The sequence below is a fragment of the Pseudomonas sp. genome, from assembly GCF_049590575.1.
Lineage (GTDB): Bacteria > Pseudomonadota > Gammaproteobacteria > Pseudomonadales > Pseudomonadaceae > Aquipseudomonas.
Map to the genome: position 1 here is coordinate 1 of NZ_JBAWDE010000283.1, position 22,631 is coordinate 22,631.

21 protein-coding genes are annotated in these 22,631 nt (G+C 61.5%); 12 read left to right on the forward strand and 9 right to left on the reverse strand.

Features of this window, described 5'->3' with window-relative positions:
- Window positions 1-113 precede the first annotated feature (113 nt).
- Window positions 114-1,442 (reverse strand): tRNA (N6-isopentenyl adenosine(37)-C2)-methylthiotransferase MiaB, encoded by a 1,329-nt coding sequence (miaB, locus tag WBR57_RS19565; protein WP_424085745.1) that lies wholly within the window; start codon window positions 1,440-1,442, stop codon window positions 114-116.
- Window positions 1,443-1,573: 131 nt separating this feature from the next.
- On the opposite strand from miaB, the gene WBR57_RS19570 reads away from it, so the two are divergent.
- From WBR57_RS19570 to WBR57_RS19595, 6 genes are all read left to right on the forward strand, one after another.
- Window positions 1,574-1,900 (forward strand): DUF1820 family protein, encoded by a 327-nt coding sequence (locus WBR57_RS19570; protein ID WP_003194436.1) that lies wholly within the window; start codon window positions 1,574-1,576, stop codon window positions 1,898-1,900.
- A 282-nt stretch (window positions 1,901-2,182) separates the two neighbouring features.
- A complete protein-coding gene (locus WBR57_RS19575; RefSeq protein WP_424085748.1) occupies window positions 2,183-4,237 on the forward strand; it encodes an FAD-dependent oxidoreductase in 2,055 nt (684 codons plus the stop codon).
- Between the two features lie 37 nt (window positions 4,238-4,274).
- The gene (locus tag WBR57_RS19580) at window positions 4,275-5,033 is read left to right on the forward strand and encodes a transporter substrate-binding domain-containing protein (RefSeq protein ID WP_424085750.1); all 759 of its coding nucleotides are present in this window, start codon (window positions 4,275-4,277) and stop codon (window positions 5,031-5,033) included.
- Between the two features lie 31 nt (window positions 5,034-5,064).
- Window positions 5,065-5,781, forward strand: coding sequence for an ABC transporter permease (locus WBR57_RS19585; protein ID WP_424085752.1), 717 nt, complete (start codon window positions 5,065-5,067; stop codon window positions 5,779-5,781).
- Window positions 5,778-6,488: an ABC transporter permease gene (locus WBR57_RS19590; protein ID WP_424085754.1), complete on the forward strand. Its 711-nt coding sequence runs from the start codon at window positions 5,778-5,780 to the stop codon at window positions 6,486-6,488. Before WBR57_RS19585 ends, WBR57_RS19590 begins: the two co-directional genes overlap by 4 nt.
- 9 nt (window positions 6,489-6,497) lie before the next feature.
- On the forward strand, window positions 6,498-7,610 hold the full coding sequence (locus WBR57_RS19595; RefSeq protein ID WP_424085756.1) for a succinylglutamate desuccinylase/aspartoacylase family protein: 1,113 nt from the start codon (window positions 6,498-6,500) through the stop codon (window positions 7,608-7,610).
- Window positions 7,611-7,619: 9 nt separating this feature from the next.
- On the opposite strand, the gene WBR57_RS19600 is transcribed toward WBR57_RS19595, so the two are convergent.
- The 4 genes from WBR57_RS19600 to WBR57_RS19615 form a co-directional block, all read right to left on the reverse strand.
- Entirely contained in the window at window positions 7,620-8,174 is a 555-nt protein-coding gene (locus WBR57_RS19600) for a tetratricopeptide repeat protein (protein ID WP_424085758.1), read from the reverse strand.
- 224 nt (window positions 8,175-8,398) lie between these two features.
- Window positions 8,399-9,682 (reverse strand): glutamate-1-semialdehyde 2,1-aminomutase, encoded by a 1,284-nt coding sequence (hemL, locus tag WBR57_RS19605; RefSeq protein WP_424085760.1) that lies wholly within the window; start codon window positions 9,680-9,682, stop codon window positions 8,399-8,401.
- Between the two features lie 11 nt (window positions 9,683-9,693).
- Window positions 9,694-10,323, reverse strand: coding sequence for a thiamine phosphate synthase (gene thiE, locus WBR57_RS19610; RefSeq protein ID WP_424085762.1), 630 nt, complete (start codon window positions 10,321-10,323; stop codon window positions 9,694-9,696).
- A 20-nt stretch (window positions 10,324-10,343) separates the two neighbouring features.
- Window positions 10,344-11,141 carry a hydroxymethylpyrimidine/phosphomethylpyrimidine kinase gene (locus WBR57_RS19615; protein ID WP_424085764.1) on the reverse strand — a complete coding sequence of 266 codons (798 nt, stop codon included), beginning with the start codon at window positions 11,139-11,141 and terminating at the stop codon, window positions 10,344-10,346.
- Between the two features lie 275 nt (window positions 11,142-11,416).
- On the opposite strand from WBR57_RS19615, the gene WBR57_RS19620 reads away from it, so the two are divergent.
- The 4 genes from WBR57_RS19620 (at window position 11,417) to WBR57_RS19635 (ending at window position 17,890) form a co-directional block, all read left to right on the forward strand.
- Complete coding sequence (locus WBR57_RS19620) at window positions 11,417-13,807, forward strand: 7TM diverse intracellular signaling domain-containing protein (protein ID WP_424085766.1); 2,391 nt, start codon at window positions 11,417-11,419, stop codon at window positions 13,805-13,807.
- Window positions 13,808-13,876: 69 nt separating this feature from the next.
- Window positions 13,877-15,529 (forward strand): acyl-CoA dehydrogenase family protein, encoded by a 1,653-nt coding sequence (locus WBR57_RS19625; protein WP_424085768.1) that lies wholly within the window; start codon window positions 13,877-13,879, stop codon window positions 15,527-15,529.
- 181 nt (window positions 15,530-15,710) lie between these two features.
- Window positions 15,711-17,183 carry an AMP nucleosidase gene (amn, locus tag WBR57_RS19630; protein ID WP_162276180.1) on the forward strand — a complete coding sequence of 491 codons (1,473 nt, stop codon included), beginning with the start codon at window positions 15,711-15,713 and terminating at the stop codon, window positions 17,181-17,183.
- A gap of 71 nt (window positions 17,184-17,254) precedes the next feature.
- Window positions 17,255-17,890 carry a pseudouridine synthase gene (locus tag WBR57_RS19635; protein ID WP_424085770.1) on the forward strand — a complete coding sequence of 212 codons (636 nt, stop codon included), beginning with the start codon at window positions 17,255-17,257 and terminating at the stop codon, window positions 17,888-17,890.
- Here WBR57_RS19635 and WBR57_RS19640 read toward each other — a convergent pair.
- Both WBR57_RS19640 and WBR57_RS19645 read right to left on the reverse strand, forming a co-directional pair.
- Window positions 17,885-18,094: a DUF2788 domain-containing protein gene (locus WBR57_RS19640; protein ID WP_025999909.1), complete on the reverse strand. Its 210-nt coding sequence runs from the start codon at window positions 18,092-18,094 to the stop codon at window positions 17,885-17,887. The two genes, WBR57_RS19635 and WBR57_RS19640, sit on opposite strands and share 6 nt — an antisense overlap.
- A 105-nt stretch (window positions 18,095-18,199) precedes the next feature.
- Complete coding sequence (locus WBR57_RS19645; RefSeq protein WP_003194418.1) at window positions 18,200-18,679, reverse strand: Lrp/AsnC family transcriptional regulator; 480 nt, start codon at window positions 18,677-18,679, stop codon at window positions 18,200-18,202.
- Window positions 18,680-19,123: 444 nt separating this feature from the next.
- On the opposite strand from WBR57_RS19645, the gene WBR57_RS19650 reads away from it, so the two are divergent.
- The gene (locus tag WBR57_RS19650) at window positions 19,124-20,233 is read left to right on the forward strand and encodes a DUF6515 family protein (protein WP_424085772.1); all 1,110 of its coding nucleotides are present in this window, start codon (window positions 19,124-19,126) and stop codon (window positions 20,231-20,233) included.
- Here the strand turns inward: WBR57_RS19650 and WBR57_RS19655 are convergent.
- Window positions 20,230-21,123 carry a cation diffusion facilitator family transporter gene (locus tag WBR57_RS19655; RefSeq protein ID WP_424085775.1) on the reverse strand — a complete coding sequence of 298 codons (894 nt, stop codon included), beginning with the start codon at window positions 21,121-21,123 and terminating at the stop codon, window positions 20,230-20,232. The two genes, WBR57_RS19650 and WBR57_RS19655, sit on opposite strands and share 4 nt — an antisense overlap.
- Before the next feature lie 15 nt (window positions 21,124-21,138).
- Window positions 21,139-21,558: a polyribonucleotide nucleotidyltransferase gene (locus tag WBR57_RS19660; RefSeq protein WP_424085777.1), complete on the reverse strand. Its 420-nt coding sequence runs from the start codon at window positions 21,556-21,558 to the stop codon at window positions 21,139-21,141.
- Between the two features lie 110 nt (window positions 21,559-21,668).
- Here WBR57_RS19660 and WBR57_RS19665 point away from each other — a divergent pair.
- The coding region (locus WBR57_RS19665; protein ID WP_424085779.1) for a helicase-related protein at window positions 21,669-22,631 on the forward strand (963 nt) is incomplete at its 3' end.

Below are 22,631 nucleotides of genomic sequence, written 5' to 3' on the forward strand. Positions count from 1 at the left end.
ATGTGGGAGGGGGCTTGCCCCCGATGGCGGCGAATCAGATGCCTCAACTGATGCTGACACACCGCTATCGGGGGCAAGCCCCCGCCCACATTTGAACCGTGTCGACCAGGTTGTTATTGCACCAACGACCCGCGCAACGAGTGCGGTTGCGCCGCGTCGATGTGCACGTCGGCAAACTGGCCGATCAGGGTCGGATTATCGCAGCGGAAGTTGACGATTCGGTTGTTCTCGGTCCGGCCCTGCAACTCGCCAGGGTCTTTTTTCGAGTAGTCGGTGACCAGGATGCGCTGGGTCGACCCGACCATTTGTCGGCTGATCTCGAAACCTTGCTGGTTCAAGCGGTGCTGCAGCGCGTTCAAACGCTCTTTTTTCAGCGCTTCCGGGGTTTCGTCCAGCAGGTCGGCGGCCGGGGTTCCGGGACGCTGGCTGTAGACGAACGAGTAGGAGAAGTCGAAACCGACGTCTTCGATCAACTTCATGGTCTGCTGGAAGTCTTTTTCGGTCTCGCCGGGGAAACCGACGATAAAGTCCGAGCTGATGCAAATGCCCGGCACCGCCGCGCGCAATTTGCGCAGTTTGGATTTGTATTCCAGGGCGGTGTGGTTGCGCTTCATCGCCGACAGAATGCGGTCGGAGCCCGACTGCACCGGCAAATGCAGGTGTTTGACCAGCTCCGGTACTTCGGCGTGGGCCTGGATCAGGCTGTCGGAAAACTCCAGCGGGTGCGAAGTGGTGTAGCGGATCCGCTCGATACCGTCGACGGCGGCGACCACGCGGATCAACTCCGCCAGGTCCGCCAGGCGCCCGTCGTGGGTCAGGCCGCGGTAACCATTGACGTTCTGGCCCAGCAAGGTGACTTCACGCACGCCGTTTTCGGCCAGGTGGATGATTTCCGCCAGCACGTCGTCAAACGGCCGGCTGACTTCTTCACCACGGGTGTAGGGCACCACGCAGAAGGTGCAGTACTTGCTGCAGCCCTCCATCACCGACACATAGGCACTCGGGCCGTCGATACGTGGCTCGGGCAAATGGTCGAATTTTTCGATTTCCGGGAACGAGACGTCAACCTGCGGCAACTTGGTGATGCGTGCGGCGTCGATCATTTCCGGCAGGCGGTGCAGGGTCTGCGGGCCGAAGACCACATCGACATAGGGCGCGCGGTCGCGGATCGCGGCACCTTCCTGGCTGGCCACGCAACCGCCGACGGCGATCACCATCTCCGGGTTGGCCAGTTTCAATTCGCGCCAGCGGCCCAGCTGCGAGTACACACGGTCCTGGGCTCGCTCGCGGATCGAGCAGGTATTGAGCAGGATTACGTCGGCATCTTCGGCACGGGCGGTGACTTCCAGGGCCTGGTGTTCGCCCAGCAGATCGACCATGCGCGAGCTGTCGTACTCGTTCATCTGGCAACCGTGGGTTTCGATATAAAGCTTCTTGGCCATGGGAATCGTCAACTGGTGGTAAAGAACCGCGCATTATAGGGGGCATGCCCATTGGTTCCTAGCGTTGTGCATCGGGTGCCATGCTATAGTTCGCGCCCTCTTTTATATCCCCGATGTGTTGCTCGCCCACCATGACCAAACGTGAAGCTCCAATCTACAAGGTGATTTTCCTTAACCAGGGCCAGGTGTTCGAAATGTACGCCAAGCAGATCTATCAAAGTGATCTGTGGGGCTTCCTGGAAGTGGAAGAGTTCGTCTTTGGCGAGCGCACCCAATTGGTCGTCGACCCGGGCGAGGAAAAACTCAAGGCGCAGTTCGAAGGCGTGGTGCGCAGCTTTGTGCCGATGCATTCGATTGTGCGCATCGACGAGGTCGAGCGCCTGGGCACGCCGAAGATCAGCGAGGCGCGGGGCACCAGCAATGTGATGCCGTTTCCGATGCCAATGCCTGAGAAGTAGCGCTCAATTATTTTGTAGGGCGTTTCTGATTCTTGGCTCTCGTGCATGGACATTCTGCTTGAAAAACAGCAGATTTTGCCTATGCAGAGAGGGCGCCATGAATATATCAATAATAAAAAGCCTGTTTCATCGGAACATGAGTTCCGTCTTTTTAATTAAATATCCATCAAAAAATTTCTGCCCTGGAATACAAGGGCATAGCGTTCTATCGCCTGGCATTACTTAACACCGACTTTCTTATGACGCAGTCATCAACGGACTTATCTGTTCGGGAGTAGCCCTGTGCGCGATCCTCGTTATGACATTTTATTTGAACCGGTACAAATAGGCCCGGTACGTACCCGTAACCGCTTTTATCAAGTACCCCACTGCAATGGCATGGGCCATGTGCACCCTTCCGCCATGGCACGCATGCGTGGGATAAAAGCCGAAGGCGGGTGGGGCGTGGTCTGTACTGAAGAATGTGAGATCAGCCCGCAGAGCGAGTTCTCTCCCTACATAGAGGCGCGCTTGTGGGATGAGCGCGACATTCCGGCGCTCACGCTGATGTGTGAGGCCGTCCACCAGCACGGGTCACTGGCCGGCATAGAGTTGGCATTCAATGGTTACTCCGCACCCAACCGCTACAGTCGTGAGATTCCCTGGGCGCCCTCCAATACGCCGGTGCGTGGTTATGACCCGGTACAGGCCCGCGCCATGAGCCGTGCCGATATCCAGCAGTTGCGCGCCATGCACCGGGCCGCCGCACTGCGGGCGCGGGAAGCGGGGTTTGACATCATCTATGTCTATGCCGGGCATGACCTGGGCCTGCCGTTCCATTTTCTGACAACGCGCAATAACCGGCGCACCGATGAATACGGTGGTGTGCTGGAAAACCGCGTGCGCCTGTTGCGCGAGCTGATCGAGGACACCCGCGATGCGGTGGGTGATCGCTGCGCCGTGGCGGTACGCCTGGCGGTGGATGAGCAACAGGCTGGCGGCCTGTCGCGCGAAGGGGAAGGCGCTGAAGTATTCGCGATGCTCGCGGAGCTGCCGGACTTGTGGGACGTCAACGTCGCCGATTGGTCCAACGACAGCGTCACGTCACGGTTTGCTAGCGAAGGTTACCAGGAGGCCTTCCTGTTGGGCTTGAAGGCGCTGACCAGCAAGCCTGTCGTGGGCGTTGGGCGGTTTACATCGCCGGATACCATGGTGTCCCTGGTGCGCCGTGGCGTACTTGACCTGATTGGGGCCGCCCGGCCCTCCATCGCTGATCCTTTCCTGCCGAAGAAAATAGAAGCAGGACGCGCGGATGAGATCCGTGAGTGCATTGGCTGCAATGTCTGTGTCAGTGGCGACCACACCAGCACGCCGTTGCGCTGCACGCAAAATCCGACCATGGGTGAGGAGTGGCGGCGCGGCTGGCACCCCGAGTCGGTCAGTCGTGCGCATCACCCTGAGCGGGCGCTGGTGGTCGGCGCAGGGCCAGCGGGGCTGGAGTGCGCGCGGATACTGGGCGCTCGCGGTATGGACGTGGCACTGGTCGACAGCTTGCGCACCCTTGGCGGGCGGGTGGCGCTGGAGTCACGGCTTCCCGGCTTGGCGAGTTGGGGGCGGGTAATCGACTATCGGTTGGACGCCTTGAGTCGCCTGGCGTCGGTTGAGATTTATCGGGAGAGTCGCTTGCAGGCCCAGGACATCCTGGACTTCGCCGCACGGCATGTATTTATTGCCACCGGCTCCCACTGGCGGCGGGACGGTTTGGGACGCGCCCTACGTCGACCGTTACCGGGCCTGGAAAGCCTGCCCGCTATCACGCCGGATGACCTGATGGCAGGTGTCCTGCCGGCTTCACCGGTGCTGCTGTTCGACGACGATCACTATTACATGGGCAGCGTATTGGCTGAGCATCTGGTGGCGCGCGGCGTGCAAGTGATATTCGTCACCCCCGCGGCGGATGTGGCGGCCTGGACCCACAACACCCTTGAGCAACACCGTATCCAGCGTCGCCTGCTGGAGCTGGATGTCACCATCATCCCGTCCCATACGTTGGTCAGCTGTACGCCAGAAGGTCTGGTTGCCGGGTGTGTCTACACCGAGCGGACACGCTTCATTCCCGCCGCTTCCTTGTTGTTGGTCACATCCCGCGAACCCGAGCAGGCGTTGTACCAGGCGCTGAATAGCGCACCCGAACAGTTGCACGCGGCCGGCATTGGCACGCTGACGGTGGTTGGCGATTGCGTGGCGCCCGGCACGATTGCCGCTGCGGTGTATTCCGGGCATCGAATGGCACGGGAGTTTGATGCGCCCGCTGATTCTTTGTGGGTGCGGCGAGAGATTCCGTTTATCGAAGTGTAGTCAGTCCCGCGTTTATTTAATAACGAGGAATACAATAATGAAAAATATAATCCTGATGTTATTCGCTGTTCTTTTATTAAACACGCCACTGTTTGCCGATGACTATATCGTCATTCGGTTTGGTGCTGATCCCAATTACGCGCCGTTTGCCTATAAAGACAAACAAGGCACTTTAACCGGTTTCGAAGTTGATATCGGTAACGCCCTCTGCACTCAGTTGAGCGTTCGCTGCCAATGGGTTGAAAGTGATTTTGACGGGCTGATTCCCAGTCTGAATGCCGGCAAGATCGACGCTATCCTCGCGTCAGTGACGGTCACCGCCGCACGCGAGAAGGTGATTGATTTCTCCTCCGAGGTGTTTTCCAGCCCCACCGCCATGGTGTCCCGTCCCGGCGTTGAGCTGACCAAGGGTACGGCTGTGGGCTATTTGCAGGGCAGCACCCAGGAGGTCTATGCCCGCCAAGTGCTTGCCAGGCAGGGTGTGAAGATCGTGGCTTATGCCGATCAGGAACAGGTGTATGCCGATCTCGTGGCAGGGCGGCTGCAAGCCTCATTGCAGGATGCACAACAAGCGCAAAGCGGATTTTTGCGCACGGCCCAGGGGGCGGGGTTCGTCCTCGGGTCGCCGATCGAGAGTGAATTGATGCCTTCCAAAAGCGCCATCGGCATAGCCAAGGGCAATCATGCCCTCAAAGCCCTGCTGGATAAGGGCCTGGCGGCACTGCACGCCGATGGTACCTACGCTCGGCTGCAAGACCAGTACTTTCCAGGTGTGAACATGTTCAGCGGTCAATGACCGTCTTTCAATGGCGAGCGAGAGCGCAAACATGTCGTCCACCTTCACTCAATTCGTCTCGACGCTGGACAGTTTTGCGCCACTGTTGCTGCGCGGTGTCTGGGTCACGTTGCAGCTGGCGCTGCTGTCACTGCTGCTGGGGCTGGCGTTCGGCCTGCTCGGTGCCGGCGCGAAGCTGTCAAACGTCAAGGCCTGGCGCTTCTGCGCACAGCTCTACACCACGCTGATTCGCGGGGTGCCCGACTTGCTGTTGATGCTGTTGATTTTCTATGGGGTGCAGACCGGTTTGAGTCGTCTGACGCAGGAACTGGGATTGGCCTACATCGAAATCGACCCATTCAGCGCCGGCGTGCTCACCTTGGGGTTTATCTATGGCGCCTATTTCACCGAAACCTTTCGGGGGGGCTTGCTGGCCGTGCCCCGCGGCCAGTTCCAGGCCGCCAAGGCCTTGGGCATGACCTCCAGCCAGGGCTTTGTGCATGTGATATTCCCGCAAATGATGCGGTTCGCCCTTCCGGGGCTTGGCAATAACTGGATGGTCTTGCTCAAGGCGACTGCGCTGGTGTCGATCATTGGCTTGTCGGACTTGGTCAAGGTCGCCCAGGTCGCGGGCAGAAGCAGCCAGCAGTTATTGGCCTTTTTGCTGATGGCCGCATTGATCTACTTGTTGCTCAGCAGCGTTTCGAACCTCGTCTTGCGCTGGCTGGCGCGTCGTTTCGGCGTCGGTGTGCAGGAGCCATCACCATGATCGAGTTGATCCAGGAATACTGGCGGCCGTTCCTCTATTCCGACGGTCAACAAGTTACCGGCCTGGCCATGACCCTATGGCTGACCAGTGCCTCGCTGTTTCTTGGTCTGCTGCTGGCAGTGCCTTTGTCTATCGCCAGGGTGTCATCCCGGTGCTGGCTGCGCTGGCCGGTCCAAGGTTTCACCTACTTGTTTCGCGGCACGCCGCTGTATATCCAGCTGCTGATCTTCTATACCGGGATCTACAGTATCGCCGCCGTGCGCGAACAGCCTGTGCTGGATGCATTTTTCCGTGAAGCATTGAATTGCACTTTACTGGCGTTCGCCCTGAATACCGGGGCCTACACCACGGAAATACTCGCGGGCGCGATCCGCGCGATGCCACGTGGTGAAATCGAAGCCGCCCGGTCCCTGGGGTTCAGTGGCTGGAAGCTGTACGTCCACCTGATCATGCCCTCGGCCTTGCGCCGCTCATTGCCTTACTACAGCAATGAGGTGATTTTCATGTTGCATTCCACCACGTTGGCATTCACGGCCACCGTGCCGGACATCCTCAAGGTTGCGCGGGACGCCAACGCCGCCACCTTCCTGACCTTTCAGTCATTCGGCTTGGCCGCAGTTCTTTATCTGGGCATTACCTTTGCGTTGGTGGGGGCATTTCGCCTGGCTGAGCGACGTTGGCTGAGCTTTCTCGATCCGAGCCGATAGGAGGCCGATATGCAGACTCACGTGCATCCACTGCTGGCGGCCGTGCCGGGTACGGCGCGGCACATCTACAGTTTCCACTACGGCCCGGCCAGCGCGACGGGCAAGCTGTACATCCAGGCGGGCCTGCACGCCGATGAGTTGCCGGGCATGTTGGTGTTATGGCATCTGAAGCAGCGATTGGCGCAACTGGAGGCGGCGGGCTTGTTGCGTTGGGCGGTGGTGCTGGTACCGGTGGCTAACTCCGTGGGGCTGGAGCAAGTGCTGATGGACGTGCCGCAAGGTCGCTTCGATAACGACAGCCGGGAGAACTTCAATCGTTTCTTCGTCGACGTCAGCCAGCAGGTCGGTGATTGCGTCGAAGGCGTGCTGACCGATGATCCTGGTGCCAATCTGCAGCTGATCCGCTCGACCCTGCGGCAGACACTGGCGAGCCAAGTGCCCGCGACGTCGTTGCAATCGATGCGCTTGACCCTGCAAGCGCTGGCCTGTGACGCTGATATCGTGTTGGACCTGCATTGTGATTTCGAGGCTGTGCAGCATCTGTACCTGTCGCCGGATTCCTGGCCAGAGGTGGAGCCCTTGGCTCGTTACCTTGGCGCCAAGGCCAGCTTTTTGGCAAAGGACGCCGGTGGGCAGTCGTTCGATGAGAGCTTTACGTTGTTCTGGGCGCAGATGCAGACGCGGTTTGGCGGGCGCTTTTCGGCGCCAGGTTTTGCCGTGACCGTGGAGTTACGCGGCGTTGCCGATGTGGATCACGGGTTGGCGCGTGATGATTGCCAGGCGTTGATCGACTACTTGATTCGGCTAGGAGCGATTGATGGCCAGGCGCCGCCGTTACCGGCGTTACTCAACTCGCCAACGCCGTTGGCCGGGGTCGAGCCGGTGGTGAGCCCGGTGGGAGGCTTGATCGTGTTCTGCGCACAGGTAGGGGATTACCTGGAGGCGGGACAGATACTGGCCGAAATCATTGATCCGATAACCGATCATGTAACGCCGGTGGCTTGCACGCATGCAGGGCTTTTGTATGTTCGGTCAGTGCGGCGAATGGCAACTGCCGGTATGACGATTGCCCATGTTGCGGGCCCGAGGGCGTACCGACAGGGTTATTTGTTGTCGCCTTGATTCAAATCATCAGGGCAGTGGCGAAAACGGCGAACGCCCATCCGCACTCTGCAGTTCCTGCAGGTAATTGCGGAAAATCTGGCCCAGCACCTGGGTGGCCACTTCCAGTTCGTCGCGCTGCATGTGCTCGGCGACTTCGTCGGCGGTGTCCAGCGCGTCTTCGGCGCCGTTGACCGCGGCCATTTTCAGCACGATATATGCCTGGACGTTATTGGCCGGCACGCCTTCGCCTTTGAAGAACATGTTGCCCAGCTGGAACTGCGCCTGCGCATGGCCCTGCAACGAAGCTTTCTCGAAGTAGCTCAAGGCTTTGTTGAGGTCACGGGCGGGGTTCTTGCTGTCATGGTAGAACTCGCCCAACTCGTATTGCGCCTGCGCATCCCCACCATCGGCCTGTTTCTGGCACGCGCTCAGGGCTTCGGCCTGGCTGTCTGGCTGGGTATTGAGGGTGCAACGACCCATCGCTGGGATTAACAACGAGTTGCCGCCTGCTTGTGCATGTGCCAGCAGCGGCTGAAGGAGCAACAGGCAGCCCAGAACCAGGGTGCGGCCGGTGCGTTTCATGGGAATCGACTTACCTCTGACGGGGCGCGCGGACCCTCGTGGGATCCAATAAGCGCGCATTATGAAATAAGCAGGCCTCTGCTTACAAAGTCTTTACTCGTTTTTCTGCTGGTTGGGCAAGTTATCTGCCGGATTGCAGGTGATTTCTCGAAAAAAGTCAGAATTCTCTGTAAGCAAAGTAGTAAATCAGGCACCGCATGGGCGGCGCCTGATTTTTTGGCCGATTATTTCAGCGCAGCAAAAGCGCGTTCGGCGGCATCAAGGGTCAGTTTCAGTTCGGCCTCGCCATGGGCGATCGAGGTGAAGCCGGCTTCGAAAGCGCTAGGTGCCAGGTACACGCCGCCTTCCAGCATCAGGTGGAAGAAGCGCTTGAACAGATCGGCATCGCTGCCCATCACGTCATCAAAGGTGACGATGTCATCGGCGCCGCTGAAGTACAGGCCGAACATGCCGCCCGCCTGGGTGGTTACAAACGGAATGCCGGCGGCATCGGCGCGCTGTTGCAGACCGTCCAGCAGGCGCGTGGTGTAGTCGGTCAGTTCGGCATGGAAACCTGGGCGGCTGATCAGGCGCAGGGTGGTCAGGCCGGCGGCCATGGCCAGTGGGTTACCCGAGAGGGTGCCCGCCTGGTACACCGGGCCCAGCGGCGCGATGTGTTGCATGATGTCGCGCTTGCCGCCGAAGCAGCCCACCGGCATGCCGCCGCCGATGATCTTGCCGAAGGTGCTCAGGTCCGGCGTCACACCGTAATGCGCCTGGGCGCCGCCGAGGGCTACGCGGAAACCGGTCATCACTTCGTCGAAAATCAGCACCACGCCGTGCTTGTCGCACTGTTCGCGCAAACCTTCGAGGAAGCCCGGGGCCGGTGGCACGCAGTTCATGTTGCCGGCCACCGGTTCGACGATGATGCACGCCACGTCCTGGCCCACTTCACTGAGCATCTGCTCGACGGCGGCGATGTCGTTGAACGGTAGCGTCAGGGTGTGTTTGGCAAACGCGGCGGGTACACCGGCCGAGCTTGGCACGCCTTGGGTCAGGGCGCCGGAACCGGCTTTTACCAGCAGGCTGTCGGAGTGGCCGTGGTAGCAGCCTTCAAACTTGATGATGCTGTCGCGGCCGGTGAAACCACGGGCGAGGCGAATCGCGCTCATGGTGGCTTCGGTGCCGGAGCTGACCATGCGCACCATTTCCATCGACGGCACGATGCTGCACACCAGGTCCGCCATCTCGGTTTCCATGGCGGTCGGCGCGCCGTAGGACAAACCGTGTTGCAGCTGCTGGCGCACCGCGTCGAGTACGTCCGGGTGGCTGTGGCCGAGGATCATCGGGCCCCAGGAACCGACGTAGTCAACGTAGCGCTTGTCATCTTCGTCGGTGACGTAGGCACCTTCGGCATGCTTGAAGAACAGCGGCGTGCCGCCCACGCTCTTGAACGCACGCACGGGGGAGTTCACACCGCCGGGGATGTGTTTCTGGGCATTGGCAAACAGGGTTTCGGAACGGGACATGGTCGGGCTCTCTAAACTGAAATTTTAAGAAGGTCGTTGAATGCGCGGGCGCGGCGCGTGACTTCCTGGGTCGTGTCGGCACCGAACAGGCCGTGCACCACGGCCAGCAGGTCGGCGCCGTGGGCCACCAGCGGTTCGGCGTTCTCCAGGGTGATGCCGCCAATCACGCAGATCGGCAGATGCAGGCGCGCGCGGGCCTCGGCCAGCATTTCAACGGTGGCTGCAGGTGCGCCAGGCTTGGTGTTGGAATTGAAGAAGCGTCCGAAGGCGACGTAACTGGCGCCTTCTTTGGCGGCCTGCTCGGCCAATTCGATCTGGCTGTGGCACGTCGCGCCAATAATGGCTTTGGAACCGAGCAGCGAGCGGGCCGGGGTCAGTGGGCCGTCGGTCTGGCCCAGGTGCACGCCGACGCCCAGGCGCGCGGCCAATTCGGCGTCATCATTGATAATGAGCTGGGTCTTGTAGCGCGAGCACAGTTCGCGCAACTTTTCGGCTTCACGCAGGCGCCGGGCTTCGTCGGTGCTTTTGTCGCGGTACTGCAGCAGGGTCAGGCCACCGTCCAACGCCGCTTCGACGTAGGCGAGAAATTTGCCGGCCAACAGTTGGCTGTCGGTAATGGCGTAAAGGCCACGTAGTTTCATCGGGCAGGCCTCGTGTGCTGTTAAGAGCAGAAATCCAGCGGCAACCGGCGCGGCACGAACTGGCCCTGGCCGAGTTGTTCGGCGTCACGCAGGGTGCGCCAAGTGTAGTTGAGCGCCGACTGCACCGCGCTGACCAGGCCTTCGCCCTGGGCGATGCGCCCGGCCAAGGCGCTGGCCAGCGTGCAACCCGATCCGTGATAGCTGCCGGGCAGGCGCTGGCAGGTAAAGGTCTGGCGGGTGCCGTCGCGACCATACAGGCGATTGTGCACTTGATGCTCGTCGCCATGGCCGCCGGTGATCAGCAGGTGCTTGATGAAAGGCAGCAGCTTTTCGGCGCATTCGTCCGCTGTGCCTTCGGGCAGTTCGGCAAGGATGCGCGCTTCAGGCAGGTTAGGCGTGGCAATCAGCGACAACGGCAGCAGCCGCTCGCGCATGGCATAGCCAACTTCATCCTTGCCCAGGCTGCCACCGCCACCGGCGCGCAGCACCGGGTCGCAGACCACCGGCAGGTGCGGGTGCGCCTGCAGCAGTTCGACCACAGTGTCGACCATCGCGGTAGAGCCGAGCATGCCCAGCTTGACCGCCGCCACTTCGGAATCGCCGAGCACGGCGTTGGCCTGGGCCAGCACCCACTCACGGTCGAGCACGCGGAAATCGCTGACGTTGACGGTGTTCTGCACGGTCAGCGCGGTGACGGCTGGGGCCGCATGGCAGCCTTGGGCCAGCAGGGCTTCGATATCTGCCTGCAAGCCGGCGCCACCACTGGGATCATGGCCGGAGAGACAGAGGACAACAGGGCGAGAGCTGTAGATATTCATGGTGCGCGAGCTTACCACCAAACGCTTTTTGCGTGGCCGTCTGGCACTGGTTGAATTTTGGCCCGGTTCTGACACTTTTTTGGCGCTTTTCAAGTCGCAAAAACTCCCTGAAAGCCGCGTCCTAGAGCCTTTCAAAAAATTATTTCAATGGTGTCCAATGGCCTCTGGCGGCTATGCTAAAGTGGATCCAAACAACTTAATGTACCGCCGGTGTACGTCTTCTCAAAAGGAATGGGGGGCTTTTGACATAACCGGACACGCCACGCTGGGGCTCTATGCGCTATTTGCTGATTCTATTGTTGTGCGGGCTGCCGATGCTCGCCAGCGCTATCGAGTTCAACCAGGACACGCGAAGCCTGCCGCTGGGCCGAGTCATGCAAGTGCTCGAAGACCCGACGGATGCGCTCACCATCGCCGACGTCAGCTCCCCTGCCTACGCCAGCAAGTTCAAACCCCATGACAAAACCACTCTGAATGCCGGCTATTCGCGTTCGGTGTTCTGGCTCAAGGTCGACCTGCATTACACCGCCAAGGACTCCCGTGCACCGCGCACCTGGTTTCTGGAGCTGGCGTATCCGCCGCTGAACAATCTGGACATGTACCAGAGCGACGGCACCGGCACCTATCGGCTGACCACCCGTACCGGCAGTGCCTTACCGTTTTCCAGCCGCGAAGTGCGCCAGAGCAACTACCTGTTCAAGCTCAACTTTGTGCCGGATCAGCAACAAACCATTTATTTGCGTTTGCAGAGCCAAGGTTCGATCCAGGCGCCGCTGACACTCTGGGCCGGCACCGCGTACCTCGAGCAGCAGCCGCTGCGCCTGTATGTGCTCGGCGCAATCTACGGCGTGTTGCTCGGAATGCTGGTCTACAACCTGTTCATTTACCTGAGCGTGCGCGACACCAGTTATCTGTATTACATCCTTTATATCGCCTCGTTCGGCTTGTACCAGCTGTCGGTGAACGGCGTGGCGGTGGAGTTCTTCTGGCCGAACAACCCGTGGTGGGCGAATGCCGCGGTGCCGTTCCTGATCGGCTCGGCGGCGCTGTTTGGCAGTTTGTTCGCACGCAGTTTCCTGCACACCGCCCAGCACAGTCGCTGGATCAACCGGCTGTTGCTGGCGTTGGTGGCGTGCGGCGCGGTGGTGATGTTGCTGTCGTTGATGACCAGCTACGCGCTGGCGCTGCGACTCGCCACCGGCCTGGCGCTGGTGTTTACCGTGACCATCTTTGTCGCCGCCATCAAGGCCTGGTACTGCGGCCAGCGCATGGCGCGCTACTTTATCATCGCCTGGTCGGCGTTCCTGCTGGGCGGGGTGGTCAATACGCTGATGGTGCTCGGCTACCTGCCCAATGTGTTCCTCACCATGTACGCCAGCCAGATCGGCTCGGCGATCGAAGTGGCGCTGTTGTCCCTGGCCCTGGCCGACCGCATCAATTCGATGCGCGAGCAACAGGCGCAGATCCTGCTCGATGCCAGCCAGAAGCTCGAAGTGCTCAACCAGCAATTGGCCCGCAGTAACCGGCTCAAGGATGAATTCCTGGCCACCCTGACCCATGAACTGCGCACGCCGATGAACGGGGTGATCGGCTCCCTGGAACTGATGCAGACCGTACCGCTCGACGCCGACCTGGCGCAGTACCAGCAAACCGCCGCCGGGTCGGCGCGGGACATGATGCGCATGGTCAACGGCATCCTCACCCTCACCGAGCTGCAGGCCGGGCGGCTGACTGCCCAGTCGCAGCTGTTTAGCCTGCGCGGCGTGCTCGACACCCTGCGCCAGCAGTTCAGCGCCAGCGCTCAGAGCAAACGCCTGGAGTTTTCCATCGACGTCGCAGATGAGCTGCCGGACCGCTTGGTGGGCGACGCCGACAAACTGCTGCAATGCCTGGATTGCCTGCTGGACAATGCCTTCAAATTTACCCACGAAGGCGCAGTGCGCCTGCGCGTCGTGGGAGTGCCCCACAGTGACGGGCATGTGCGCCTGAGCTTTATTGTCACCGACACCGGTATCGGCTTTGCTTTCCTCGACGAGGCCACCCTGTACCAGCGCTTCTTCCAGGTCGATGGCTCAACCACCCGCGGATACGGTGGCCTGGGCATTGGCCTGGCGATCTGCCGACAGCTGATCGAGCTGCTGGGCGGGCGCCTGACCCATCATTCCGAGCCACGCAAGGGCAGCCGCTTCCAGTTGGAAATGGAGGTCAGCCAGGCGCCGCGCGAACCCAAGCCCGCGCAGGATCGGCAGCGCGCGCCGCAGGAGTGCGCGGTGCTGCTGGTGGACGACAACAGCGTCGGCCAACTGGCGGTGCGCGGTATGTTGCTTAAGCTGGGTTATCGGGTGAAAACTGCCGACAGCGGCCCGGCGGCATTGGCGGCGTTGCAGGGAGCCAGTTTCGACGCTGTGTTGTTGGATGTACCTGAAGGCGGTTTCTCATTGTGTTGTCAGATTCGTGCTCTACCCGACTGCGCCGAGTTGCCGGTGATCGCCTTGAGTACGTCGCAGAATGTGTCGGAGCGCGAAAGCTGCCATGGTATTGGCATAACCGACCGCCTTGTCAAACCCGTGCGTTTCGAGGCGTTGCAGGCGGTATTGGAGCGCCGTGTACTGTGGCTGGTAGAGGGTGAACGCGCCGTTAATTCGGCGGGTATGCCACTTTTTTAAGCGAGGTGTCGGTGCTTAACTGAAGTTCAGGCCTGCAGTGACCTTGGCCTTTCTTCAGGAGGCCTCACCGTGAACTTGCACCCATTCGCCGAAACCCACGAAGTCACCAACCAGCCCCCGTCTCTGGACGGCACCAACCTGTACCGTACCGACCTGCCCCTGCAAGATTGGGCCCGCCGTTTTGGCGCCGGTTGGGCAGAATCGCGTATCGATGCCTATGGCGCGCTGGCCGGCGGGCCATTGATGGACGCCGGGTTCCTGGCGAACCAGAACAAGCCAGTGTTCAGCAGCCATGACCGCTACGGGCATCGCATCGACCTGGTGGAATTTCACCCGGCCTACCACGAGCTGATGCGCACCGCCGTCGAGCATGGCCTGCCGTCGCTGCCATGGGCCCATCCGCAATCCGGTGCGCATGTGGCCCGCGCCGCCATGACCTACCTGCACAGCCAGGCCGAAGCCGGCACCGGTTGCCCGCTGACCATGACCTTCGCCTGCGTGCCGGCCCTGCGCCTGCAGCCCGACCTGGCGAAAACCTGGCTGCCGAAAATCCTCAGCACAAAATACGACCCACGCAACGTCGGCATCGCGCACAAGCCCGGCGCGACGATTGGCATGGCGATGACCGAGAAACAGGGCGGCACCGACGTGCGCGCCAATACCACCCGCGCTTTTCCAGTGGGCGCCGGCGGTCCGGGGCAGGCTTATGAACTGGTGGGCCACAAGTGGTTCTGCTCGGCGCCAATGTGCGACGCGTTCCTGACCCTGGCCCAGACCGACAAGGGCCTGACCTGTTTCCTGCTGCCCCGCCACCGCCCGGATGACACGCGCAACGAGTTCTATATCCAGCGCCTGAAAAACAAGCTCGGCAACTGCTCCAACGCGTCCAGCGAAGTGGAGTTTCGTGGCGCCCTGGCCTGGATGGTCGGTGAAGAGGGGCGCGGCGTGCCGACCATCATCGAGATGGTCGCCATGACCCGCTTCGATTGCATGGTCGGTTCCAGCGCCCTGATGCGCCAGGCGCTGACCCAGGCCAGCCATCATTGCGCCCATCGTCTGGTGGGCGGGCGCATTCTCAATGAGCAACCGTTGATGCAAAACGTGCTGGCGGACTTGGCCCTGGAAAGCGAAGCCGCGCTGGCCTTGAGCATGCGCATGGGCCAGGCGCTGGACCACCTGGGCGATGAGCAGGAAGCCAAGTTCGCACGGCTGGTGACGGCCGTGGGCAAGTATTGGATCTGCAAGCGCGCGCCGGCAATGATCAACGAAGCCGCCGAATGCATGGGGGGGGCCGGGTATGTGGAGGACAGTATTCTGCCGCGTCTGTACCGTGAGGCGCCGGTGAATTCGACGTGGGAAGGTTCCGGCAACGTGCAGTGCCTGGACGTGCTGCGCGCGTTGTCCAAAGAGCCGGGCGTGCTCGAGGCGTTGTTTGTCGAGCTGGGCGATGGGCATGGCGACAAGCAGTTGGCGCGGCATATCGACCAGTTGAAAGTGGCGTTCATGGACACTCAGGACATCCAGTACCGCGCGCGCCAACTGACCGAGGACATTGCCGTGGCGTTGCAGGCCAAGTTGCTGCTGGAGGCGGGCAACGCGGCGGTCAGTGATGGCTTTATTGCCAGCCGCCTCGGCGAGTCTTCCGGGCGGGTATATGGCACCTTGCCGCGTGGGGTGGATGTAGAAACTATTCTCACGAGATCCACCCCTCCATCTCACTGAACAAAGGCGGTCAAAATGTGGGAGGGCTTGCCCCCGATAGCGGTGGGCCAGTTGATAGACAGGCTGGCTGATACTCCGCCATCGGGGGCAAGCCGCCGCCCACATTTATTGCATTCCCAAATCAGTGTTTCAGTGAGGCCGGGATACAGGCAAGATAAAGGCCTGCAAGTCAGAACACAGGATGCTTACCGTGACCGAAGCTTTTGTTGTCGTCCAAACCGCCGAAGAAGCCGTGGATCGGCTGGCGGCGCTGCATGAGCGTGCTACCGGCGCGCTCAACCAGGCCCTCAAGCAATACCTCAAGGACCGCGTCGAACCCGACGCCGCACAACGCGCGCTGTTTCGCTACCCGGAACTGCGCCTGACCTACCTGGTTCAAGGCGAAGTCCCACAAACTACTCGGGCGTATGCCAAGGTTCAGTTGCCAGGAACCTACAGCGTTACCGTCACCCATCCTGCAGCGTTCCGTAAATACCTGCTGGAGCAACTGGTGCCCTTGATGCACGATTTCACCGTGACGGTGGAAGTCGGCGTCAGCCAGCAAAACATTCCGTACCCGTACGTGGTGGAGCAGGGCGACGAACTGGCCGGCTCCGGCGTGACCGCCGCGACCCTGGCCCGCGTGTTCCCCAGCACCGACCTGTCTGCTGCCACCGATGGCATCGCCGACGGCCTCTACGACTGGGAAAACACCGACCCGCTGCCCCTGGCGCTGTTCGATGCGGCCCGCGTGGACTTTTCCCTGCGCCGCCTGGTGCATTACACCGGCAGCGACTGGCGCCATGTGCAGCCGTGGATCCTGCTGACCAACTACCACCGCTATGTCGACCAGTTCATCCTGCATGGCTTGGAGCAATTGCGCAGCGACCCGCGTTTCATCCGCATGGTGCTGCCGGGCAACGTGATCATCGACAAGAGCATGGACCACGGCGAAGCCTCGGCGATTGCGGCGGGCGTGGTCTGGCATCGCTATCAGATGCCGGCCTATCACCTGCAGGCCAGCGACGGCCATGGCGTCACCCTGGTGAACATCGGCGTCGGCCCGTCCAACGCCAAAAACATCACCGACCACTTGGCCGTGCTGCGTCCGCACTGCTGGCTGATGATCGGCCACTGCGGCGGCCTGCGCCAATCCCAGACCATCGGCGACTACGTACTGGCCCACGCCTACATGCGCCGCGACGGCATTCTCGACCGCGTGGTGCCGCCGAACATCCCGATCCCAGCCCTGGCCGAAGTGCAGATGGCCTTGCAGCAGGCCGCGGCGAATGTCACTGGCGAAAAAGGCGAAGAGCTGAAAAAACGCCTGCGTACCGGCACTGTGCTGACCTACGACGACCGCAACTGGGAGCTGCGCTGGGCCCAGGAACGGCCGCTGATCAACCTGTCCCGCGCGGTGGCCGTGGACATGGAAAGCGGCACCATCGCCGCGCAGGGCTACCGTTTGCGCGTGCCTTACGGCACTTTGCTGTGCGTATCGGACAAGCCGCTGCACAGCGAGATCAAGCTGCCGGGTTCGGCCAACGCGTTCTATGAACGTGCGGTCAGCCAGCACTTGAAGATCGGCATCGAGGCGGTGGACCTGTTGCGCACCGAACTCAACTCGCTGCACTCGCGCAAACTGCGCAGCTTCGACGAGCCGCCGTTCCGCTAAGCGGTTGGGATGGTCATTTAGCGGTCAGGCCACTAGCATTGTCGGTCCTGACCGTTAGATGTTCCTTCGCCATGTCCCGTCCCACCCGTCCCGATTCGCGCCGCCCTGGCGTGAAACCTCCGTATTCCGCAGCACGGCGTGTCGCCAAGGCGCCACCGGCCGAGCCGAAGCTGATTCTGTTCAACAAGCCTTTTGACGTGCTGACCCAGTTCAGCGATGAAGGCGGGCGCGCGACCCTCAAGGACTTTATCGACATCCCCGGCGTCTACCCGGCCGGCCGTCTGGACCGTGACAGCGAAGGCCTGCTGCTGCTGACCAACGATGGCCAACTGCAAGCGCGGATCGCCGACCCCAAGCACAAACTGGCGAAAACCTATTGGGTGCAAGTCGAAGGCGAACCCACCGAAGAGCAGCTGCAACGCCTGCGCGACGGCGTGGAGCTCAATGACGGCAAGACATTGCCCGCCGAGGCCAGGCAGTTGGATGAGCCGGACCTGTGGCCACGCAACCCGCCGGTACGCTTTCGCAAAAGCGTACCCACCCACTGGCTGGAACTGGTGATTCGTGAGGGGCGTAACCGCCAGGTGCGGCGCATGACCGCTGCGGTAGGGCTGCCGACGCTGCGCCTGGTGCGTGTGCGGATGGGTGACTGGACGATCGAGGGCCTGGAACAGGGCCAGTGGAAGGAAGTGCCGGCGAAGTTATAAGGCGCCCGACTCGATCAGGCCGATGACCACGCTCTTGATGATGAATGCGGCCACGCCCAGCCCCAGCACGAAAAACAGGATGAACGAGCCGAAGCGCCCGGCCTTGGATTTTTTTGCCAGGTCCCAGACGATAAAACCCATGAAGATGATCAGGATCGTGACCAGGCCGGTCATCATCCATTCTTCGAACAGGGCGGGGTCGATGTTGTTCATGGGGTGTGTTTCCGACAGGGCAGGCGGGAAGTATAAATCAGGGCTACAGACGCAACATTGACCTGGATCGACATTTGATCTTCAGTGTTCTGGAAGTCAGGTACGCAGGTGGGTCAGCGGCAGTTCGGTGCTGTTTAGCACTTGGTTCAGCACAAAACTCGAGCGCACGCTGGTCACGCCTTCAATGCGGGTCAGATGCCCCAGCAGCAGTTTTTGATAGTGATCCATGTCCGGCACCACCACTTTCAACTGATAGTCGGCGTCCATCCCGGTCACCAAACTGCACTCCAGCACTTGCGGCAGGGTGCGGATGGCCGCTTCGAAATTCTCGAAACGCTCCGGCGTATGGCGGTCCATGCCGATCAGCACATAGGCCGTGAGGCTCAGGCCGAGCATCTTGCGGTCGAGCAAGGCAACCTGGCGCGCGATGTAGCCGTCGTCTTCCAATTGCTTGACCCGGCGCGAGCAGGGCGAAGGCGACAGGCCGATACGCTCGGCCAACTCCTGGTTGGAGATCCTCGCGTCACGCTGCAATTCCGCCAAAATACTCAGGTCGTATCGGTCAAGCTTGCTCATTGGGTTAGCCTTTGTCGTAACTATTGCGGTGAATTATCCATGAAGGGTTAAAAATTGCGCAAGCACTGTTTATTGACGCAATCTTCGCAATCATCTGTCGGGCGTGGGCGGGTATCGTTATCAACAGAATCACCGCCTGGACAACAGTCCACTGCAGCTCGCCCAATCAGGCCCGCTGCGGCCGCCACCCCAGCAGGGTTGAGCCGGCCTCCAGGCTGCACACTGTCCACAAGACGGCGTGAGGTGAGCCAACGTCAAAAGCGTTGAGCCAGGACGAAATTCTCAAGGGGTGGCCGACGGGTCACCCCTTTTTCTTTGCGTGCGTGTTTACTTAAAAAAATAGTTATCGGGGCTGTTAACCTGTTTCAGAACCGGGCGCGGCTTTTCCAGTCTCTATCTATGAGGCCGGACGTTCTAGGCCCTCTATCCGCAGTGAGGAATAGCATGAAGCGCATCTGGCGTATGGCAGGTGTAGGTTTGCTGATGGTCACCGTCGGCACGCAAGTGATGGCTGACGAACGTGATAACGCACCGCGCCCTGAAGGGGGCGGCCAGCATGAAAGAGGGCAGGAGGGCGGGCAACAGCCGCGTCCGCAGAACAACCAGCCTCGGCCGCAAAATAATCAACCGCGCCCTGAGAACAGCCAGCCCCGGCCACAGAATAATCAGCCGCGCCCGGAAAACACTCAACCGCGCCCACAGAATCAGCATTTCGATCGCGGCGGCCAGAACGGCGGCCAGTGGCAGGGCCGCCCGCAGGGTAATGAGCAGGGGCGGCCGGCGCAGCAACCGCAGCCGCAGCCGTCGAACAACCTGCCGATCCAGGGCCGGCCCGATACCGTGCGCCAGACCCAAGAGCCGCGTCAGGGCTACTACCGTGATATCCCGCGGCGCAACGATGGCAACCAGCATTGGGAAGCCGGTGGCCCAGGTTCGCGCCCAGGTAACAATGGCGGCGGTTATAACAATAACCACCCCGGCGACAGCCGCTGGCCGGGGCGCCCGGACGGGCATGGCAATGGCTGGGGCCCCGGCCCGCAGCATCGGCCGGGTTACGTGGTCGACCGCTTCCCCGACCGCAACTACCGCGTGCCATACCGTGGCCAGGATTACTTCTACTCCGGCGGCTACTGGTATCGCCCGCAGGGCCCACGCTATGTCGTGGTGACGCCGCCCTACGGCATTCGTGTGCATTACCTGCCGGATTACGCTCGCGAAGTGTGGATAGGCAGTGCACTGTTCTTTCTCGCGGCGGGCTCCTATTACACCTACGAAAGCAGCTCCCAGCAGTATGTCGTGGTGCAGCCGCCGACCCAGGTCGCAGCGCAGCCGGCGCCGCAAGGCAATGGCTATGATGTGGTGGCCTATCCCGCCAACGGCCAATCACCGGCCCAGGTGCAGCAGGACGGTTACGACTGTTACCGCTGGGCCGTGCAGCAAAGCGGCTTCGACCCGCAGGCCGTGACCTACGCCCCCGACCCGGCGGTGGTGCAAACCTACCGCCAGGCCCAGGGCAACTGTCTGAGCAGTCGCGGTTATCAGGTGCAGTACTAGGTCTTGGCGCCCGTGACCACTTCCAGCGGGTCGGCGTGCACCAGCACTTCGGCCCGTGGGTAGGCTTTATGAATGGCGTCGGCGGCCTGGTCGCTGATGCCGTGGGCAACGGACAGGGTCAATTCCCCCGGTAGCTCCAGGTGCAGCTGCACAAACCAGTGGCTGCCGGAAATCCGCGTGCGCAAATCATGCGCCCCCAAAACCCCCGGAACGCCACGCGCCAGCTCCAACATATGTTGGCTGACCTCTGGCGGCAGCTCCTCGTCCATCAACACCGCAAAGCTTTCGCGGGCGATCTGGATCGCGCTCCACAGGATGTAGGCGGCAATCCCCAGGCCAAACCACGCGTCGACCTGATGAAAGCCCATGCCCGCCAGTACCAACGCCACCAGGATGCTGCCGTTGAGCATCAAGTCGGAGCGGTAGTGCAGCGAGTCTGCGCGCACCGCGTTGGAGCCGGTTTCGCGGACCACCCGGTGTTGCAGCATCAGCAGCGCAACCGTCAGCGCCAACGAAAACACGATCACGCCAATGCTCAGCCACGGTGCGCCGACCGGCTCCGGGTGTTGCAGGCGTGCATAGGCCTGGAACGCGATCAACACCGCACTGCCGCCGATAAACAACGCCTGGGCCATGCCCGACAACGATTCCGCCTTGCCATGCCCATAACGGTGATCGTCATCGGCCGGGCGCAGCGCGTAATGCACTGCCAGCAGGTTGAGCAGCGAGGTCACGCCGTCGAGCAGTGAGTCGGTCAACCCGGCGAGCATGCTCACAGAACCACTGAACCACCACGCGATGGCCTTGGTGATGATCAACGCACTGGCCACGCCCACCGAGGCGCGGGTGGCCAGGCGCAGGAGCCGGGCGTGTTCGGGACTGCTGGTCATAGGCGGGTCAAATCCTTAAGCGGCCGGTTGCAGACCGAGGGCGGCAAGCTGTTGCACGCTGCCCTTGAACTGAATCATGCGCGGGTCATCCAGCGGCAGGGTGCGGCCGGTTTCTTTCTGGATGATGGATTGCAGCTTGGCGTTGTCGACTTTGCCATCAGCGCCGATGGCCTCGTGGAGTTTTTCCGGGGCGACCTGGGCGGTCTTGCTCGGTTCGAAATAGATCGCGCCCGTGGCGAAGTCCACGCCAAACGCGATCAAGCCAGGGATCACGTAGAACAACAGGCCCACGGCATCCAACACGGCAATCGTCGGGTCGATCTTGCCGTCGATCTGGCCACGGCGGTCCGGGTAGAAAATCGAACCGCAGGCCGTCAGTTGGCTGAGCAGGGTGACGGCGAGGACACCGCCAATGACACGGGAAGCGATACGCATGGAAACTCTCCTGAACAGGGTTGATACGGGACTATATAGCAATGGCCTTGAGACCATCGTCGGCACTCGGCAGTTCGCCGTTATACTCGCCGCTCTGCTTTGGAGCCAGTATGAATTCGTTGCCGATTGATGATGTTTTACCCGCCCTGCGTGACGCCTTGGCTAATCGCCATGAAGCCGTGCTGGAAGCGCCGCCCGGCGCCGGTAAAACCACCCGCGTGCCCTTGGCCTTGCTCAATGAGCCGTGGCTGGCCGGGCAGACCATCCTGATGCTCGAACCCCGACGCCTCGCCGCCCGTGCAGCCGCCGAGCGCCTGGCCAGCGAATTGGGCGAAAAGGTCGGTGAAACCGTCGGCTACCGCATTCGCCTGGACAGCAAAGTCGGCCCCAACACGCGTATTGAAGTGGTCACCGAAGGCATCCTCACCCGCCGCCTGCAGGACGACCCGGCGCTGGACGGCGTGGGCCTGCTGATCTTCGATGAATTCCACGAACGCAGCCTCGACGCCGACCTGGCACTGGCCCTGAGCCTGAATGGCCGCGATCTGTTTCGTGACGAGCAGCCGCTGAAAATCCTGCTGATGTCCGCCACCCTCGAAGGCGAGCGCCTGGCCAGCCTGCTGGATAACGCGCCGATCCTGCGCAGCGAAGGGCGCATGTTCCCGGTACAGATGCGCTGGGGGCGGCCCTACCAAGCCGGTGAATTTATCGAGCCGCGCGTGGTGCAAACCGTCCTCGAAGCCCTGCATGACGAAACCGGCAGCGTGCTGGTGTTCTTGCCGGGGCAGGCGGAGATTCGCCGGGTCAATCAGCAACTGGCCGACGCCCTGGGCGAGCGTGGCGATGTGCTGTTGTGCCCGCTGCATGGCGAGCTGGACCTCAACGCCCAGCGTGCCGCCATCGACCCGGCGCCTGCCGGCAAGCGCAAAGTGGTGCTCGCCACCAACATCGCCGAAACCAGTTTGACCATCAACGGCGTGCGTGTGGTGATCGACGCCGGGCTGGCGCGGGTGCCGCGTTTCGACCCGGGCAGCGGCATGACCCGCCTCGACACCCAGCGCATCTCCCGCGCC